The following is an 18379-nucleotide window of genomic DNA, read 5'->3' as shown; positions in this document are numbered from 1 at the left end:
TTGAGCTACGCCCTGGCGCCTGCGCCGGGGCGTTTCGTATGTCAGCCCCTTCTGAGCGGTCCTCATCACCCGGAAGGAGGCGAACGCATATGCCGACGCCCAACAAGGCTGCATCGGTAGCCGAGCTCAAGGACGCGTTCCAGAGCTCGAACGCCGCCGTGCTGACCGAGTACCGGGGTCTCACCGTCGCGCAGCTCAAGACGCTGCGTCGCTCTCTCGGTGAGAACGCCCAGTACGCCGTGGTGAAGAACACGCTGACCAAGATTGCGGCCAACCAGGCCGGGATCACCGCGCTGGACGAGCACTTCGCTGGTCCGACCGCGGTCGCCTTCATCACCGGTGACCCGGTGGAGTCGGCGAAGAGCCTGCGTGACTTCGCCAAGGAGAACCCGAACCTCATCATCAAGGCGGGTGTCCTTGATGGTAAGGCGCTCACCGCCGATGAGATCAAGAAGCTCGCGGACCTCGAGTCCCGCGAGGTTCTGCTCAGCAAGCTGGCCGGCGCGTTCAAGGGCAAGCAGTCCCAGGCTGCCTCGCTCTTCCAGGCGCTGCCGTCGAAGTTCGTCCGCACTGCGGAAGCGCTTCGCGTCAAGCTCGCCGAGCAGGGCGGTGCCGAGTAATTCGGCTCGCGCATTGATCCACGCCGCCTAGTGCGTGGGTCGTAGCGGGCCGTTACGCCCGCCTCTATATACATCCGGCACCTGCCGAATTAGTGGAAGGATCGCCCATCATGGCGAAGCTCTCTCAGGACGACCTCCTCGCCCAGTTCGAGGAGATGACCCTCATCGAGCTCTCCGAGTTCGTGAAGGCCTTCGAGGAGAAGTTCGACGTCACCGCCGCCGCGGCCGTCGCCGTTGCCGCCCCGGGTCAGGGTGGTGGCGACGCCGCCGCCGCCGAGGAGGAGAAGGACGAGTTCGACGTCATCCTCACCGGTGCCGGCGACAAGAAGATCCAGGTCATCAAGGTCGTGCGCGAGCTGACCTCCCTGGGTCTGAAGGAGGCCAAGGACCTCGTCGACGGTGCGCCGAAGCCCGTCCTCGAGAAGGTCGCCAAGGACGCCGCCGAGAAGGCCGCCGAGGCCCTCAAGGGCGCCGGTGCGGCCGTCGAGGTCAAGTAACACCTCTGGGGCCCTCTGGGGCCCCAACCAAGGGCGATCACCCGTAAGGGTGGTCGCCCTTTGGCGTACCCGCAGTGCCTGACTTGCCCTGGTCTCGTTGGTGAGTAGGGTGATCATCGTTGCCCCGCGGCAGGATCCTGAGCTGATCCGCACGGAGCAGGGGGCCTTGACGAACGGGACGCGGCGCGCAATTCTCAGTCCCGTTGTGGGATCGATCGGATCGGTCCGAGATCCGACGCACGGATCGAGGATCCGAGGCATGGATCGACTACGAAGAGGGCAGTACTGATACGCGCTCCGTGTGCGAGAGCCATCGGGGTCGCGTGTTGGACGCAGGGTCGCAGGGTTGGTTTCAACGACATGGGGAAGGCCTGTTGCCGGTTTCCGGAAACCTGGTCTGGACATCAGTGAGCCAAGTGGCTACACTGACCCTTTGCGCTGCCTGTTAGCTGCCCCCTGCCCGTCGCCAGGGGCATGCCCACGCTTGAGCACACTTGATCGATACGCCCTGACCAGGTCTTTTCGGCCGAATCAGGCGGGCCGTCTTCTGTGTCAGCTGGGACCGGTACGCGCGTAGTGAGTCCGAGCCCTCGGAAGGACCCCCTCTTGGCCGCCTCGCGCAACGCCTCGACCAATACGAACACCGGTGCCAGCACCGCCCCGCTGCGCATCTCCTTTGCAAAGATCAAGGAGCCCCTCGAGGTTCCGAACCTCCTGGCGCTGCAAACCGAGAGCTTTGACTGGCTGCTCGGCAATGCAGCCTGGAAGTCTCGCGTCGAGTCGGCGCTCGAGAGTGGACAGGACGTTCCCACCAAGTCCGGTCTGGAAGAGATCTTCGAGGAGATCTCGCCGATCGAGGACTTCTCCGGTTCGATGTCGCTGACGTTCCGCGACCACCGGTTCGAGCCGGCGAAGAACTCCGTCGACGAGTGCAAGGAGCGCGACTTCACGTACGCGGCGCCGCTCTTCGTCACGGCCGAGTTCACGAACAACGAGACCGGTGAGATCAAGTCTCAGACGGTCTTCATGGGCGATTTCCCGCTCATGACCAACAAGGGCACCTTCGTCATCAACGGCACCGAGCGTGTCGTGGTGTCGCAGCTCGTCCGTTCCCCCGGTGTCTACTTCGACTCCTCCATCGACAAGACGTCCGACAAGGACATCTTCTCCGCCAAGATCATCCCGTCCCGGGGTGCCTGGCTGGAGATGGAGGTCGACAAGCGCGACATGGTCGGTGTCCGCATCGACCGCAAGCGCAAGCAGTCCGTCACCGTCCTCCTGAAGGCTCTCGGCTGGACCACCGAGCAGATCCTGGAGGAGTTCGGCGAGTACGAGTCCATGCGCGCCACCCTGGAGAAGGACCACACCCAGGGCCAGGACGACGCGCTGCTCGACATCTACCGCAAGCTGCGCCCGGGCGAGCCGCCGACCCGCGAGGCCGCTCAGACGCTGCTTGAGAACCTCTACTTCAACCCGAAGCGCTACGACCTCGCCAAGGTCGGCCGCTACAAGGTGAACAAGAAGCTCGGCGCCGACGAGCCGCTGGACGCCGGTGTGCTCACCACCGACGACATCATCGCGACGATCAAGTACCTCGTGAAGCTCCACGCGGGCGAGACCGAGACGACCGGTGAGTCGGGCCGTTCGATCGTCGTCGAGACCGACGACATCGACCACTTCGGCAACCGTCGTCTGCGCAACGTCGGCGAGCTCATCCAGAACCAGGTCCGCACGGGTCTGGCCCGTATGGAGCGCGTCGTCCGCGAGCGCATGACCACGCAGGACGTCGAGGCGATCACGCCGCAGACCCTGATCAACATCCGGCCGGTCGTCGCCTCCATCAAGGAGTTCTTCGGCACCAGCCAGCTGTCGCAGTTCATGGACCAGAACAACCCGCTGTCGGGTCTGACGCACAAGCGTCGTCTTTCGGCGCTGGGTCCCGGTGGTCTGTCCCGTGAGCGGGCCGGCTTCGAGGTCCGTGACGTGCACCCGTCGCACTACGGCCGCATGTGCCCGATCGAGACCCCTGAAGGCCCGAACATCGGTCTGATCGGCTCGCTCGCGTCCTACGGTCGCGTCAACGCGTTCGGTTTCGTCGAGACCCCGTACCGCAAGGTCGTCGAGGGCGTCGTCACCGACGAGGTCGACTACCTGACCGCCGACGAGGAAGACCGCTTCGTCATCGCCCAGGCCAACGCCGGCCTGAACGACGAGATGCGCTTCACCGAGAACCGCGTACTGGTCCGCCGTCGTGGCGGCGAGATCGACTACATCGCCGGCGACGACGTCGACTACATGGACGTCTCCCCGCGCCAGATGGTGTCCGTCGCGACCGCGATGATCCCCTTCCTGGAGCACGACGACGCCAACCGCGCCCTCATGGGCGCGAACATGATGCGCCAGGCCGTTCCGCTCATCAAGGCGGAGGCCCCGCTCGTCGGCACCGGCATGGAGTACCGCTGCGCGGTCGACGCCGGCGACTCGATCAAGGCGGAGAAGGACGGTGTCGTCCAGGAGGTCTCGGCCGACTACATCACCGTCGCCAACGACGACGGCACGTACACCACGTACCGCGTCGCCAAGTTCTCCCGCTCGAACCAGGGCACCTCGGTCAACCAGAAGGTCATCGTCAACGAGGGCGACCGGATCGTCGAGGCCCAGGTCCTCGCCGACGGCCCGGCCACCGAAGAGGGCGAGATGGCCCTCGGCAAGAACCTGCTCGTCGCGTTCATGCCGTGGGAAGGCCACAACTACGAGGACGCGATCATCCTGTCGCAGCGCCTCGTGCAGGACGACGTCCTCTCCTCGATCCACATCGAGGAGCACGAGGTCGACGCCCGTGACACCAAGCTGGGCCCCGAGGAGATCACCCGGGACATCCCGAACGTCTCCGAGGAGGTCCTCGCCGACCTCGACGAGCGCGGCATCATCCGCATCGGTGCGGACGTCGTCGCCGGCGACATCCTCGTCGGCAAGGTCACGCCCAAGGGTGAGACCGAGCTGACCCCCGAGGAGCGCCTGCTCCGCGCGATCTTCGGTGAGAAGGCCCGCGAGGTGCGTGACACCTCGCTCAAGGTCCCTCACGGTGAGATCGGCAAGGTCATCGGTGTCCGCGTCTTCGACCGCGAGGAGGGCGACGAGCTTCCTCCGGGCGTGAACCAGCTGGTCCGCGTCTACGTCGCCCAGAAGCGCAAGATCACCGACGGTGACAAGCTCGCCGGCCGCCACGGCAACAAGGGCGTCATCTCCAAGATCCTTCCGATCGAGGACATGCCCTTCCTTGAGGACGGCACGCCGGTCGACATCATCCTGAACCCGCTGGGTGTCCCGTCCCGAATGAACCCGGGACAGGTCCTGGAGATCCACCTCGGCTGGCTCGCCAGCCGCGGCTGGGACGTCTCCGGCCTCGCGGAGGAGTGGGCCGAGCGACTGAAGGCCATCGGCGCCGACCGCGTCGAGCCCGGCACCAACGTCGCCACCCCGGTGTTCGACGGCGCCCGCGAGGACGAGCTCGCCGGCCTGTTCGAGCACACGATCCCGAACCGCGACGGTGACCGCCTGGTCCTCCCGTCCGGCAAGGCGCGTCTGTTCGACGGCCGCTCCGGCGAGCCGTTCCCGGACCCGATCTCGGTCGGGTACATGTACATCCTCAAGCTCCACCACCTGGTCGACGACAAGCTCCACGCGCGGTCGACCGGTCCGTACTCGATGATCACGCAGCAGCCGCTGGGTGGTAAGGCGCAGTTCGGTGGCCAGCGCTTCGGTGAGATGGAGGTGTGGGCGCTTGAGGCTTATGGCGCCGCTTACGCCCTCCAGGAGCTGCTGACCATCAAGTCCGACGACGTCACCGGCCGAGTGAAGGTCTACGAGGCCATCGTCAAGGGCGAGAACATCCCCGAGCCGGGCATTCCCGAGTCCTTCAAGGTGCTCATCAAGGAAATGCAGTCGCTCTGCCTCAACGTGGAGGTGCTGTCCTCGGACGGCATGTCCATCGAGATGCGCGACACCGACGAGGACGTCTTCCGCGCGGCGGAGGAGCTCGGTATCGACCTGTCCCGGCGTGAGCCGAGCAGCGTCGAAGAGGTCTGACGGGCCTGACGGGGGGCTCGCTCAAGAGCCCCCCGTCATCCCCGGGACCGTTCAGACCATGATTGAGACTCGACCCCGAAAGAGGGATTGACGCACAGTGCTCGACGTCAACTTCTTCGACGAGCTGCGGATCGGCCTTGCCACCGCGGACGACATCCGAACCTGGTCGCACGGCGAGGTCAAGAAGCCGGAGACCATCAACTACCGCACCCTCAAGCCCGAGAAGGACGGACTCTTCTGCGAGAAGATCTTCGGTCCGACCCGGGACTGGGAGTGCTACTGCGGCAAGTACAAGCGTGTCCGCTTCAAGGGCATCATCTGTGAGCGCTGTGGCGTCGAGGTCACGCGCGCCAAGGTGCGTCGTGAGCGGATGGGCCACATCGAGCTTGCCGCTCCCGTCACCCACATCTGGTACTTCAAGGGCGTCCCCTCGCGCCTGGGCTACCTGCTGGACCTCGCGCCGAAGGACCTCGAAAAGGTCATCTACTTCGCCGCGTACATGATCACGTTCGTGGACGACGAGCGCCGCACCCGCGACCTCCCGTCGCTGGAGGCCCACGTCTCCGTCGAGCGCCAGCAGATCGAGAACCGCCGTGACGCGGACCTCGAAGGCCGTGCCAAGAAGCTTGAGACCGACCTGGCCGAGCTTGAGGCCGAGGGCGCCAAGGCCGACGTGCGCCGCAAGGTGCGCGAAGGCGCCGAGCGCGAGATGAAGCAGCTCCGTGACCGCGCCCAGCGCGAGATCGACCGTCTGGACGAGGTCTGGAACCGCTTCAAGAACCTCAAGGTCCAGGACCTGGAGGGCGACGAGCTGCTCTACCGCGAGCTGCGCGACCGCTTCGGTACGTACTTCGACGGTTCGATGGGTGCCGCGGCGCTGCAGAAGCGCCTGGAGTCCTTCGACCTGGAGGAGGAGGCCGAGCGCCTCCGCGAGATCATCCGTACCGGCAAGGGCCAGAAGAAGACCCGTGCGCTCAAGCGCCTCAAGGTCGTCTCCGCGTTCCTGCAGACCAGCAACAGCCCCAAGGGCATGGTTCTGGACTGCGTGCCGGTCATCCCGCCGGACCTGCGTCCGATGGTGCAGCTGGACGGTGGCCGCTTCGCGACCTCCGACCTGAACGACCTGTACCGCCGCGTGATCAACCGCAACAACCGCCTGAAGCGCCTTCTCGACCTCGGTGCCCCCGAGATCATCGTGAACAACGAGAAGCGCATGCTCCAGGAGGCCGTCGACGCCCTGTTCGACAACGGCCGTCGTGGTCGCCCGGTCACGGGCCCCGGCAACCGTCCGCTGAAGTCCCTGAGCGACATGCTCAAGGGCAAGCAGGGTCGATTCCGTCAGAACCTCCTCGGCAAGCGCGTGGACTACTCCGCGCGTTCCGTGATCGTCGTCGGCCCGCAGCTGAAGCTGCACCAGTGCGGTCTGCCGAAGGCCATGGCGCTGGAGCTCTTCAAGCCGTTCGTGATGAAGCGCCTGGTCGACCTGAACCACGCGCAGAACATCAAGTCGGCGAAGCGCATGGTCGAGCGCGGCCGCACGGTCGTGTACGACGTGCTCGAAGAGGTCATCGCCGAGCACCCGGTCCTGCTGAACCGTGCGCCCACGCTGCACCGCCTCGGCATCCAGGCCTTCGAGCCCCAGCTGGTCGAAGGCAAGGCCATCCAGATCCACCCGCTCGTCTGCACCGCGTTCAACGCGGACTTCGACGGTGACCAGATGGCCGTGCACCTGCCGCTCTCCGCGGAGGCGCAGGCCGAGGCCCGCATCCTGATGCTGTCCTCGAACAACATCCTGAAGCCGGCCGACGGCCGTCCGGTCACGATGCCGACCCAGGACATGGTCCTCGGTCTGTTCTTCCTGACCACCGACGGTGAGCTCCGTGACACCAAGGGCGAGGGCCGCGCGTTCGGCTCCACGGCCGAGGCGATCATGGCGTTCGACGCCGGCGAGCTCGCGCTGCAGTCGTCCGTCGACATCCGCTTCCCGGTGGGCACCATCCCGCCGCGCGGCTGGGTGCCGCCGGTCGCCGAAGAGGGCGAGCAGGAGTTCCAGCCGGGCGACAGCTTCCGCCTGAAGACCTCGCTGGGCCGCGCGCTCTTCAACGAGCTGCTGCCCGAGGACTACCCGTTCGTCGACTACTCGGTGGGCAAGAAGCAGCTCTCCGAGATCGTCAACGACCTGGCGGAGCGCTACCCCAAGGTCATCGTGGCGGCGACGCTCGACAACCTGAAGGCGGCCGGCTTCCACTGGGCGACCCGTTCGGGCGTCACCGTGGCCATCTCCGACGTCGTCGTGCCCGAGGCCAAGAAGGCCATCGTCGCGGGCTACGAGGCGATGGACGAGAAGGTCCAGAAGCAGTACGAGCGCGGTCTGATCACCAAGGACGAGCGCACGCAGGAGCTCATCGCGATCTGGACCAAGGCGACCAACGAGGTTGCCGAGGCGATGAACGCGAACTTCCCCAAGACGAACCCCATCTTCATGATGGTTGACTCGGGTGCCCGAGGAAACATGATGCAGATGCGACAGATCGCCGGTATGCGTGGTCTGGTGTCGAACGCGAAGAACGAAACCATCCCGCGTCCGATCAAGGCGTCCTTCCGTGAGGGCCTCACCGTTCTGGAGTACTTCATCTCCACGCACGGTGCCCGTAAGGGTCTGGCGGACACCGCCCTGCGTACCGCCGACTCGGGTTACCTGACCCGTCGTCTGGTGGACGTCTCGCAGGACGTGATCATCCGCGAGGAGGACTGCGGCACCGAGCGCGGCCTGAAGCTGAAGATCGCCGTCCGCGGCGAGGACGGCGTGCTGCGCAAGGCCGACGACGTCGAGACGTCCGTCTACGCCCGCATGCTGGCCGAGGACGTCGTCATCGACGGCAAGGTCATCGCGCCGGCCAACGTCGACCTCGGTGACGTCCTGATCGACGCCCTGGTCGCCAACGGCGTCGAGGAGGTCAAGACCCGCTCGGTCCTGACCTGTGAGTCCGCGGTCGGCACCTGTGCCTTCTGCTACGGACGCTCGCTCGCCACCGGCAAGCTGGTCGACATCGGTGAGGCGGTCGGCATCATCGCCGCCCAGTCCATCGGTGAGCCCGGTACCCAGCTGACGATGCGTACCTTCCACACCGGTGGTGTGGCCGGTGACGACATCACGCAGGGTCTGCCGCGTGTCGTCGAGCTCTTCGAGGCCCGTACCCCGAAGGGTGTCGCCCCGATCTCCGAGGCCGCCGGCCGCGTGCGGATCGAGGAGACCGAGAAGACGAAGAAGATCGTCATCACGCCCGACGACGGCAGCGACGAGACGGCGTTCCCGATCTCGAAGCGCGCCAAGGTCATCGTGCACGAGGGCGACCACGTCGAGGTGGGCCAGAAGCTCACCGCGGGTGCCACCAACCCGCACGACGTGCTGCGCATCCTCGGCCAGCGTGCCGTCCAGGTCCACCTGGTCGGCGAAGTCCAGAAGGTCTACAACTCGCAGGGCGTGTCGATCCACGACAAGCACATCGAGATCATCATCCGGCAGATGCTGCGCCGCGTGACGATCATCGAGTCCGGCGACGCGGAGCTCCTGCCGGGCGAGCTCGTCGAGCGCTCGAAGTTCGAGACCGAGAACCGTCGTGTGGTCACCGAGGGCGGTCACCCCGCCTCCGGCCGTCCGCAGCTGATGGGTATCACCAAGGCCTCGCTGGCGACGGAATCCTGGCTGTCGGCCGCCTCCTTCCAGGAGACGACCCGAGTCCTGACGGATGCGGCGATCAACGCCAAGTCCGACAGCCTCATCGGCCTCAAGGAGAACGTCATCATCGGTAAGCTCATCCCGGCCGGTACGGGCCTCGCCCGCTACCGCAACATCCGGGTCGAGCCCACCGAGGAAGCGAAGGCCGCGATGTACTCGGCCGTCGGCTACGACGACATCGACTACTCGCCCTTCGGCACCGGCTCCGGCCAGGCTGTCCCGCTGGAGGACTACGACTACGGCCCGTACAACGGCTAACAGCTCGTAAGAGGAAGCCCCCCGCCGCTCCGAGAGGAGCGGCGGGGGGCTTCTTCGTGTCCGGGGCCCCGGGGGATGCCCCGGGGCCGTGGCGACGCCCTCAGGCCCGGCGGCGGCGGAGGGAGGTGAGGGTGACCGAGGTGAGGGTGAGGAGGGCCAGGGTGGCGGCGGCGAGGCCGGGGGTGAGGCCCTTGGGGGTGAAGGTGCAGGAGACCTTGTCGGTGCCCGCGGGGACGGACAGGGCGACCAGGCCGTGGAAGCTCCTCGCCGGGGCCGAGCACTGCCAGCCCGGGACGTCGGTCATCGCGAAGACCGCCGTGCCGGCGGCGCCCTTCGGGAGGGTGGCCTCGATGGAGTGGCCGCCCGCGGTGACCCGGGTGGCGCCCGTGGCCTTCAGGGAGGCGATCGCCGTGTCCAGGGCGGGGCGGTCCAGGCAGCCGACGGGGTGCTCGCCGGCCGTGGCGTCCTTGGTCCCGGTACGGACCGTCACCGCCACCCCGCCGTCCGCGGGGACCTTGCCCAGGGGGATCACGCCCGTCATCCGGTCTTCCAGGGGGCGGGGCGCGCCGGCGTGGGTGAGGGTGCCGTAGAGCGCGGGGGAGTACCAGTACGCCTCGGAGCCCGGGGTGCACCGGGCGGCGTACGTCTGCTCGGTGGCGCTGCCCCCGCGGGTGACCTGCGGGACCTGGTAGACGGTGGCGCCGAGGACGTTCTCCTGGCGGGCGTAGACGCTGTCGGCGGGGTTCGGGGAGGCGTACGGTCCGGTGCGGACCGTGACCAGGGGAGGGGCCTCGAAGCGCGTGGCCGTCCAGGTGTGCGGGGCGCTCCCCGGGTGGATCCGGGCGCCGATCGAGAAGATCGCGTCGAGTACCGGGTTGTCGGCCCCGAAGAAGGTCCGGCCGTCGTTCTTGTAGCCGTAGCCGAGGGGCTCCAGGGCCCGGTACGTGGCCTCCGGCAGGTAGCTGCTGTAGTACTGGGGGCCCTCCGCGCGCAGGGCGAGGGCGTCGTTGTACGCGCTCTGCGGCGCGCCCGAGTCGGTCCGGTAGGCGGGCCAGCCGTCCACCTGCCGGACGGCGTCGAAGTGCGCGTCGATCGAGCGGTTCGAGGTGGGGACCGGCTTCGCCCAGCGCTCGCGGCTGCGGCGGGAGTCCGCGCTCGCGGCCGCCGCCGTGGACTCGGCGAAGACCACGCCGACCATGAGGACCGCGGCCACGGGGATCAGGTACCGCCGCTTCTCGCCCAGCGCGAGGAGGACCAGGGCCAGCAGCGAGACGCCCCCGCCGACCAGCACCGCCGGCCAGGTCCAGCCGCCGAAGTCGTCGGCGTGGCGGAGTACGAAGGTGGCCGTCACCAGCAGGGCGGCCGACAGGGCCACGTGCAGTGCGCGCGGCCGGTGGGCCAGGGCCAGCCAGGCCAGGACCACCACCATGCCGCTGAAGACGAAGGCCTCGCGGTACGGGTTGCCGTTCGGCACCGCCAGCCCGTGCCACGCGTACTGGGTCGGCGGGAACTGGAACGAGGCCACGACGAGCAGCGTCGCCGCCGCCCACACCAGGCGGGTGCGGCGCGCGATGGCGGCGTTGAACAGGAACGATCCGGCGAGGATCAGGCCCAGCGAGGCCACGTAGAGCCTGGGCCGGCCGCCCCAGAGGTGGGTGGCCGGGAGCATCCCGGCCAGGAAGAGCTCGATCCGTACGGGCGTGAAGGCCCCGGCCCCGGTGGGCTGGGCGGAGCCGCTGGAGAGGAACGAAGGCAGCAGGAGCGGCAGGGTCAGCAGGATGCCCGTCGCGGCGGCCGTCGCGGCCCGCCACACGGCGCGCAGCCGCTGCCGGCCGGTCATGTCCCGGGTGAGCAGGCGGACGGCGAGCAGGACGCAGGCGGCCATCGTGGCCATCATCGCGGTGTAGAAGTTGCCGAACCAGGCGAGGGCGACGAACAGCGCCACCCCCGGCCAGCGGCGCTCCTCCAGGCACCACTCGACGGCGATGCCGAGCAGCGGGAGCGCGACCAGGCCCCACAGCCACATCGGGATGTACGAGGCGTCGCTGAGCGCCCAGCCGCACAGCCCGTAGCAGGCGCCGAGGACTGCGCGCTGCCACCAGGGGCCGGGGTGCAGCTTGCCGAGGTAGACCGTCATGACGGCCGCGGCCGCGCCCATCGTGACCGGGGTGACCGCGAAGACGGCGAGGTCGACGTGGGCGCGCGGGACGAGGACGGCCAGCCAGGAGAACGGGTTGCCGAGGTACGTGTAGTAGTCGGACAGGAACTGCTGGCCGAAGCCGCCGCGCCAGGTGAAGAGGAGGTCACCGGCGGCCTGCCCGTGGACCAGGTCCCACAGCGCGCGGTGGAAGGGCACGTACTGGTTGGCCTGGTCGTTGATGGCCCGGCCGGTGTTGCCGAAGGGGAACGTGCCGCGGGCGGCCCAGGCCGAGCAGAACGCGGCCGAGGTGATCACGAACGCCAGCAGGGGTCCGTACAGGCGCCCGCGCAGGCGGGCGGGCACGCGGACGAGCCGCAGGGGCCGGCGGCGGGGTGACGGAACGAGCGGACGGTCCGTCGCCGTCGTCTCCGAGGTGACCGTCCGCAATGTCCCGCTCCCTGAGTGCTCGTGGCTGCCCGTGGACGCCCGTGACGCCTGTGGGCGCCCGTGGCCGCCCGTGCCGTTTCGGGACGAATCAAGTGAATCGCTGGGGCAGTTTAGTTCGCGGGGGAGGCCGCCCCGTCCGGCTCCGCTTAGCACGCCTTTACCACATGCGCGAGTCGGCACGGCCACACCGGGTCCTCGCCCAAGCGGCGCATGACCGGCGGCGATGTCGCCCCCGCCCTGCGCGGGCCTTTGTTTTGACCGGATGGGATGCGGTAGGTACGCTCAGACCTTGTGCCTGGGGTGTGCCTGGGCTCCCGTGCGTGTCCATCAACCGCATGAGAGCCGGTTCAGCCACCGCGATCCATGCGTTTCCGTGCTTGCGCGGAGTCACGCCGGATCCGACACACCCGACCGCGTGGGTCGGCAAAGTTCCAGGTTAGCTTCACTACACGGCACACAGAAACCGGAGAAGTAGTGCCTACGATCCAGCAGCTGGTCCGTAAGGGCCGGCAGGACAAGGTCGAGAAGACGAAGACGCCCGCGCTTGAGGCTTCGCCCCAGCGCCGCGGCGTCTGCACGCGTGTGTTCACGACCACCCCGAAGAAGCCGAACTCGGCGCTCCGTAAGGTCGCGCGTGTGCGTCTGACCTCCGGCATCGAGGTCACCGCTTACATTCCGGGTGAGGGACACAACCTGCAGGAGCACTCGATCGTGCTCGTGCGTGGTGGCCGTGTGAAGGACCTGCCGGGTGTTCGTTACAAGATCATCCGCGGTGCGCTTGACACCCAGGCTGTCAAGAACCGCAAGCAGGCCCGCAGCCGCTACGGCGCCAAGAAGGAGAAGTAAGAATGCCTCGTAAGGGCCCCGCCCCGAAGCGCCCGGTCATCATCGACCCGGTCTACGCATCTCCTCTGGTGACGTCGCTCATCAACAAGATCCTCCTGAACGGCAAGCGCTCCACCGCCGAGCGCATCGTCTACGGCGCCATGGAAGGCCTCCGCGAGAAGACCGGCAACGACCCGGTCATCACGCTGAAGCGCGCGCTGGAGAACGTCAAGCCGTCCCTTGAGGTCAAGTCCCGCCGTGTCGGTGGCGCGACCTACCAGGTCCCCGTCGAGGTCAAGCCGGGTCGCCAGTCGACCCTCGCGCTGCGCTGGCTCGTGGGTTACTCCCGCGCCCGTCGTGAGAAGACCATGACCGAGCGCCTCATGAACGAGCTGCTCGACGCCTCCAACGGTCTTGGCGCTGCTGTCAAGAAGCGTGAGGACACGCACAAGATGGCCGAGTCCAACAAGGCCTTCGCGCACTACCGCTGGTAGTCCCAACCCACATCGAGACCGAGAGAAGACTGAGCCGATATGGCTACCACTTCGCTTGACCTGGCCAAGGTGCGCAACATCGGCATCATGGCTCACATCGACGCGGGCAAGACGACCACCACCGAGCGCATCCTGTTCTACACCGGTGTGTCTTACAAGATCGGTGAAGTCCACGACGGCGCTGCCACGATGGACTGGATGGAGCAGGAGCAGGAGCGCGGCATCACGATCACGTCTGCCGCGACGACCTGCCACTGGCCGCTCGAGGACGTCGACCACACCATCAACATCATCGACACCCCGGGTCACGTGGACTTCACGGTCGAGGTGGAGCGTTCGCTCCGCGTCCTCGACGGTGCCGTCACCGTGTTCGACGGTGTCGCCGGTGTGGAGCCGCAGTCGGAGACGGTGTGGCGTCAGGCCGACCGTTACGGCGTGCCGCGCATCTGCTTCGTCAACAAGCTCGACCGCACCGGCGCCGAGTTCCACCGCTGCGTCGACATGATCAAGGACCGCCTCGGTGCGGTTCCGATCGTCATGCAGCTCCCCATCGGTGCCGAGGCCGACTTCCAGGGTGTCGTCGACCTCGTCCGCATGAAGGCGCTCGTCTGGTCCGCCGAGGCGACCAAGGGCGAGATGTACGACGTCGTCGACATCCCCGCCAGCCACACCGAGGCCGCTGAAGAGTGGCGCGGCAAGCTGGTCGAGACCGTCGCCGAGAACGACGACGAGATCATGGAGCTCTTCCTCAACGGCGACGAGCCGACCGAGGAGCAGCTGCACGCCGCCGTGCGCCGCATCATCCTGGGCTCCGGCAAGGGCAAGGGCGAGCCCACGATCACCGCGGTCTTCTGCGGTACGGCGTTCAAGAACAAGGGCGTTCAGCCCCTGCTCGACGCCGTCGTGCGCTACCTCCCGTCGCCGCTGGACATCGAGGCCATCGAGGGCCACGACGTCCGTGACGCCGAGGTCGTCGTGAAGCGCAAGCCGTCGGACGAGGAGCCCCTCGCCGCGCTCGCGTTCAAGATCATGAGCGACCCGCACCTCGGCAAGCTCACCTTCGTCCGGGTTTACTCGGGCCGCCTGGAGGCCGGCACCGCGGTGCTGAACTCCGTGAAGGGCAAGAAGGAGCGCATCGGCAAGATCTACCGCATGCACGCGAACAAGCGTGAGGAGATCGACGCGGTGGGCGCCGGCGACATCGTCGCCGTCATGGGCCTGAAGCAGACCACCACCGGTGAGACGCTGTGTGACGACAAGGCACCCGTGATCCTGGAGTCCATGGACTTCCCGGCTCCGGTCATCCAGGTCGCCATCGAGCCCGCCTCCAAGGGCGACCAGGAGAAGCTGGGTGTCGCCATCCAGCGTCTCGCGGAAGAGGACCCGTCGTTCCACGTCCACTCGGACGAGGAGACCGGCCAGACCATCCTCGGCGGTATGGGCGAGCTGCACCTTGAGGTGCTGGTCGACCGTATGAAGCGCGAGTTCAAGGTCGTCGCCAACGTCGGCAAGCCGCAGGTCGCGTACCGTGAGACGATCCGCAAGGCCGTCGAGCGTCACGACTACACCCACAAGAAGCAGACCGGTGGTACCGGTCAGTTCGCGAAGGTGCAGATCGCGATCGAGCCGATCACGGACGCCGATGGTCCGGCGTACGAGTTCGTGAACAAGGTCACCGGTGGCCGCGTGCCGAAGGAGTACATCCCTTCGGTCGACGCCGGTGCGCAGGAGGCCATGCAGTTCGGCATCCTGGCCGGCTACGAGATGACGGGCGTCCGCGTCACGCTTCTCGACGGTGGCTACCACGAGGTCGACTCCTCCGAGCTCGCCTTCAAGATCGCCGGTTCGCAGGCCTTCAAGGAGGCCGCGCGCAAGGCTTCTCCCGTGCTCCTTGAGCCGATGATGGCCGTCGAGGTCACCACGCCGGAGGAGTCCATGGGTGACGTCATCGGCGACATCAACTCCCGCCGTGGCCAGATTCAGGCCATGGAGGACCGTCACGGAGCCAAGATCGTCAAGGGCCTCGTGCCGCTGTCGGAGATGTTCGGCTACGTCGGCGACCTCCGCAGCAAGACCTCGGGTCGCGCCAGCTACTCGATGCAGTTCGACTCCTACGCCGAGGTTCCCCGGAACGTCGCCGAGGAGATCATCGCGAAGGCCAAGGGCGAGTAACTCTTCCGAGTACACGCTTTAGGCTTGTCACCGGCAGCCTCTGGGGCAACAGGATTCACTCCCGTTGCCCCGGGGACCGGCCGGCTTTCCAGCAAAGATCACCTGGCGCCGATCTGTAAGGCGTACAGAACCACTCTCCAGGAGGACCCCCGTGGCGAAGGCGAAGTTCGAGCGGACTAAGCCGCACGTCAACATCGGCACCATCGGTCACATTGACCACGGTAAGACGACCCTCACGGCCGCCATTACCAAGGTGCTGCACGACGCGTACCCGGACCTGAACGAGGCCTCGGCCTTCGACCAGATCGACAAGGCTCCTGAGGAGCGCCAGCGCGGTATCACCATCTCCATCGCGCACGTCGAGTACCAGACCGAGGCGCGTCACTACGCCCACGTCGACTGCCCGGGTCACGCGGACTACATCAAGAACATGATCACCGGTGCCGCGCAGATGGACGGCGCGATCCTCGTGGTCGCCGCCACCGACGGCCCGATGCCGCAGACCAAGGAGCACGTGCTCCTGGCCCGCCAGGTCGGCGTCCCCTACATCGTCGTCGCCCTCAACAAGGCCGACATGGTGGACGACGAGGAGATCCTGGAGCTCGTCGAGCTCGAGGTCCGTGAGCTGCTCTCCGAGTACGAGTTCCCGGGCGACGACCTTCCGGTCGTCCGCGTCTCCGCGCTGAAGGCCCTCGAGGGCGACAAGGAGTGGGGCGAGAAGCTCCTCGGCCTCATGTCCGCCGTCGACGAGTCGATCCCGACCCCGCCGCGTGACACCGACAAGCCGTTCCTCATGCCCGTCGAGGACGTCTTCACGATCACCGGTCGCGGTACCGTCGTCACCGGCCGTATCGAGCGTGGTGTCCTGAAGGTCAACGAGACCGTCGACATCATCGGTATCAAGGAGACCAAGACCACCACCACGGTCACCGGTATCGAGATGTTCCGCAAGCTCCTCGACGAGGGCCAGGCGGGCGAGAACGTCGGTCTGCTCCTCCGTGGCATCAAGCGCGAGGACGTCGAGCGCGGCCAGGTCATCATCAAGCCCGGTTCGGTCACCCCGCACACCGAGTTCGAGGCCCAGGCCTACATCCTGTCGAAGGACGAGGGTGGCCGTCACACCCCGTTCTTCAACAACTACCGCCCGCAGTTCTACTTCCGTACCACGGACGTCACGGGTGTCGTCACCCTGCCGGCCGGCACGGAGATGGTCATGCCGGGCGACAACACCGAGATGACGGTCGCGCTGATCCAGCCGGTCGCCATGGAGGAGGGCCTGAAGTTCGCCATCCGTGAGGGTGGTCGTACGGTGGGCGCCGGCCAGGTCATCAAGATCACGAAGTAATTCGTGCTCTGACCTGGTAGCCCGTGCGAACGGGCACCACGTTTGACGGGAGGGCCCCTTCCCCACCGCCTCGGCGGCGGGGGAGGGGCCCTTCGTCGTACGGAGGCGCCGGACGCGCCGTACGTACGGACGCGCCGGACCTACGGACGTACGGACCTACGGAAGAGGGCCGCACCCCCGATCACGGGGTGCGGCCCTCTCTCGCGCCGTGCGCGCAGCCGTCAGCCGGTCACGCGCAGGGACTCGGTGAACTCCTTGCAGACGGCGTAGTCGGGCAGCAGGCCCGACTCGATCGCCTCGGCCAGCGTCGGCGCGGCCTCGTCACGCGCCGACAGCAGCGGGACGTCGGCCGGCCACTCGATGCCCAGATCGGCGTCGAGCGGGTGGACCGAGTGCTCGCCGGTCGGGTTGTACGTCTCCGAGCAGAGGTACGAAAGCGTGGCGTCGTCGCTCAGCGCGCAGAACCCGTGGCCCAGGCCCTCCGGGATGTAGACCGCGCGGCGGTCCACGTCGTCGAGGCGGACGCCCTCCCAGCGGCCGAAGGTCGGGGAGCCGACCCGCAGGTCCACGATGACGTCGAGCACGGCGCCGCGCACGCAGGTCACGTACTTGGCCTGACCGCGCGGCACGTCGGCGAAGTGGATGCCGCGGACCACGCCGCGCGAGGACACCGAGAGGTTCGCCTGCGCCAGGTTCAGCGGGTGCCCGACGACCTCGGACAGCTTGTCGAAGCGGTACCACTCGGTGAACAGGCCGCGCGGGTCGCCGTGCAGCTGCGGGGTGATCTCGTACGCGCCCTCGATGGAGAGCTGACGGAACTTCACCGGGAGGACTCCTCTTCGAGTAGACCGATCAGGTAGTCGCCGTAACCGCTCTTGAGCAGCGGCTGGGCCAGTTCGCGCAGCTGCGCCGAGTCGATCAGGCCGGCCCGCCAGGCCGCCTCCTCGATGCAGCCGATCTTGAAGCCCTGACGCTCCTCGATCACGCGGACGAACTCCGAGGCCTGGACCATGGAGACGAAGGTCCCGGTGTCCAGCCAGGCGGTGCCGCGGTCGAGAATGGTGACATTCAGCTCACCGGCCTGGAGGTACGCGTCGTTGACCGCGGTGATCTCCAGTTCGCCGCGCGCGCTGGGCTTCAGGTTGCGGGCTATCTCGACGACGCGGTTGTCGTAGAAGTACAGACCGGGCACCGCGTAACGGGACTTGGGCGTGACCGGCTTCTCCTCGATGGAGATGGCCTGGCCGTTCTCGTCGAACTCGACCACGCCGTACGCGGTCGGGTCGGCCACCGGGTACGCGAAGACCCGGCCGCCCTTGGAGTCGGTGTGCTCCGCCAGGCGCGTGCCGAGGCCGCTGCCGTGGAAGATGTTGTCGCCGAGGATCAGGGCGACGGACTCGTCGCCGATGAAGTCGGCGCCGAGCACGAACGCCTGGGCGATGCCCTCGGGGCGCTCCTGGACCGCGTACTCCAGCCGTATGCCGAACTGGGAGCCGTCGCCGAGCAGTCGCTCGAACTGCGCACGGTCCTCCGGCGTGGTGATGACCAGAATCTCGCTGATTCCGGCCATGACCAGGGTGGAGAGCGGGTAGTAGATCATCGGCTTGTCGAAGACGGGGAGCAGCTGCTTCGAGACTGCCCGGGTCAGCGGCCAGAGTCGGGATCCGGTGCCACCGGCCAAGAGAATTCCACGCATGGGCACAACCCTATGCGAGAGCGCGGGGGGCGCCGCGGCCCGGGCCGGGTGGGTGGT

11 protein-coding genes are annotated in these 18379 nt (G+C 67.3%); 8 read left to right on the top strand and 3 right to left on the bottom strand.

Going from position 1 to position 18379, the window contains the following annotated elements; translation table 11 throughout:
- Nucleotides 1-89 precede the first annotated feature (89 nt).
- The 4 genes from rplJ to CP980_RS13920 all read left to right on the top strand — a co-directional run bounded on the left by rplJ (nucleotide 90) and on the right by CP980_RS13920 (nucleotide 9203).
- Nucleotides 90-620: a 50S ribosomal protein L10 gene (rplJ, locus tag CP980_RS13940; RefSeq protein WP_099889951.1), complete on the top strand. Its 531-nt coding sequence runs from the start codon at nucleotides 90-92 to the stop codon at nucleotides 618-620.
- Between the two features lie 110 nt (nucleotides 621-730).
- Complete coding sequence (gene rplL, locus CP980_RS13935; protein ID WP_048474779.1) at nucleotides 731-1117, top strand: 50S ribosomal protein L7/L12; 387 nt, start codon at nucleotides 731-733, stop codon at nucleotides 1115-1117.
- Between the two features lie 606 nt (nucleotides 1118-1723).
- On the top strand, nucleotides 1724-5206 hold the full coding sequence (gene rpoB / locus CP980_RS13925; RefSeq protein WP_099889949.1) for a DNA-directed RNA polymerase subunit beta: 3483 nt from the start codon (nucleotides 1724-1726) through the stop codon (nucleotides 5204-5206).
- Between the two features lie 97 nt (nucleotides 5207-5303).
- Nucleotides 5304-9203 carry a DNA-directed RNA polymerase subunit beta' gene (locus tag CP980_RS13920; protein WP_030154672.1) on the top strand — a complete coding sequence of 1300 codons (3900 nt, stop codon included), beginning with the start codon at nucleotides 5304-5306 and terminating at the stop codon, nucleotides 9201-9203.
- Nucleotides 9204-9303: 100 nt separating this feature from the next.
- Here CP980_RS13920 and CP980_RS13915 read toward each other — a convergent pair whose 3' ends face one another.
- Nucleotides 9304-11790, bottom strand: coding sequence for a YfhO family protein (locus CP980_RS13915; protein ID WP_229907157.1), 2487 nt, complete (start codon nucleotides 11788-11790; stop codon nucleotides 9304-9306).
- Between the two features lie 474 nt (nucleotides 11791-12264).
- On the opposite strand from CP980_RS13915, the gene rpsL reads away from it, so the two are divergent.
- The 4 genes from rpsL to tuf all read left to right on the top strand — a co-directional run bounded on the left by rpsL (nucleotide 12265) and on the right by tuf (nucleotide 16626).
- Nucleotides 12265-12636, top strand: a complete 372-nt coding sequence (gene rpsL, locus CP980_RS13910) for a 30S ribosomal protein S12 (protein ID WP_007265893.1) — start codon at nucleotides 12265-12267, stop codon at nucleotides 12634-12636.
- A 2-nt stretch (nucleotides 12637-12638) separates the two neighbouring features.
- The gene (gene rpsG, locus CP980_RS13905) at nucleotides 12639-13109 is read left to right on the top strand and encodes a 30S ribosomal protein S7 (protein WP_007265894.1); all 471 of its coding nucleotides are present in this window, start codon (nucleotides 12639-12641) and stop codon (nucleotides 13107-13109) included.
- 39 nt (nucleotides 13110-13148) lie between these two features.
- Nucleotides 13149-15281 (top strand): elongation factor G, encoded by a 2133-nt coding sequence (fusA, locus tag CP980_RS13900; protein WP_099889942.1) that lies wholly within the window; start codon nucleotides 13149-13151, stop codon nucleotides 15279-15281.
- A 151-nt stretch (nucleotides 15282-15432) separates the two neighbouring features.
- Nucleotides 15433-16626 (top strand): elongation factor Tu, encoded by a 1194-nt coding sequence (gene tuf / locus CP980_RS13895; protein ID WP_132759734.1) that lies wholly within the window; start codon nucleotides 15433-15435, stop codon nucleotides 16624-16626.
- A 221-nt stretch (nucleotides 16627-16847) separates the two neighbouring features.
- On the opposite strand, the gene rfbC is transcribed toward tuf, so the two are convergent.
- Together rfbC and rfbA are read right to left on the bottom strand one after the other, a co-directional pair.
- Complete coding sequence (gene rfbC, locus CP980_RS13890) at nucleotides 16848-17450, bottom strand: dTDP-4-dehydrorhamnose 3,5-epimerase (protein WP_123513050.1); 603 nt, start codon at nucleotides 17448-17450, stop codon at nucleotides 16848-16850.
- Nucleotides 17447-18322 carry a glucose-1-phosphate thymidylyltransferase RfbA gene (gene rfbA, locus CP980_RS13885; RefSeq protein ID WP_132759735.1) on the bottom strand — a complete coding sequence of 292 codons (876 nt, stop codon included), beginning with the start codon at nucleotides 18320-18322 and terminating at the stop codon, nucleotides 17447-17449. Before rfbA ends, rfbC begins: the two co-directional genes overlap by 4 nt.
- Nucleotides 18323-18379: the final 57 nt, after the last annotated feature.

The sequence above is a fragment of the Streptomyces vinaceus genome (assembly GCF_008704935.1).
Taxonomy (GTDB): Bacteria; Actinomycetota; Actinomycetes; order Streptomycetales; family Streptomycetaceae; genus Streptomyces; species Streptomyces vinaceus.
The sequence above is the reverse complement of the archived record's forward strand: the minus strand, read 5'-3'. Positions and strand labels throughout refer to the sequence as shown.

Bases quoted from the DNA above. Each gene is read 5' to 3' on its own strand.
- rplJ (WP_099889951.1), top strand. From the start codon at position 90: ATGCCGACGCCCAACAAGGCTGCATCGGTAGCCGAGCTCAAGGACGCG.
- rplL (WP_048474779.1), top strand. From the start codon at position 731: ATGGCGAAGCTCTCTCAGGACGACCTCCTCGCCCAGTTCGAGGAGATG.
- rpsG (WP_007265894.1), top strand. From the start codon at position 12,639: ATGCCTCGTAAGGGCCCCGCCCCGAAGCGCCCGGTCATCATCGACCCG.
- fusA (WP_099889942.1), top strand. From the start codon at position 13,149: ATGGCTACCACTTCGCTTGACCTGGCCAAGGTGCGCAACATCGGCATC.
- rfbA (WP_132759735.1), bottom strand. From the start codon at position 18,322: ATGCGTGGAATTCTCTTGGCCGGTGGCACCGGATCCCGACTCTGGCCG.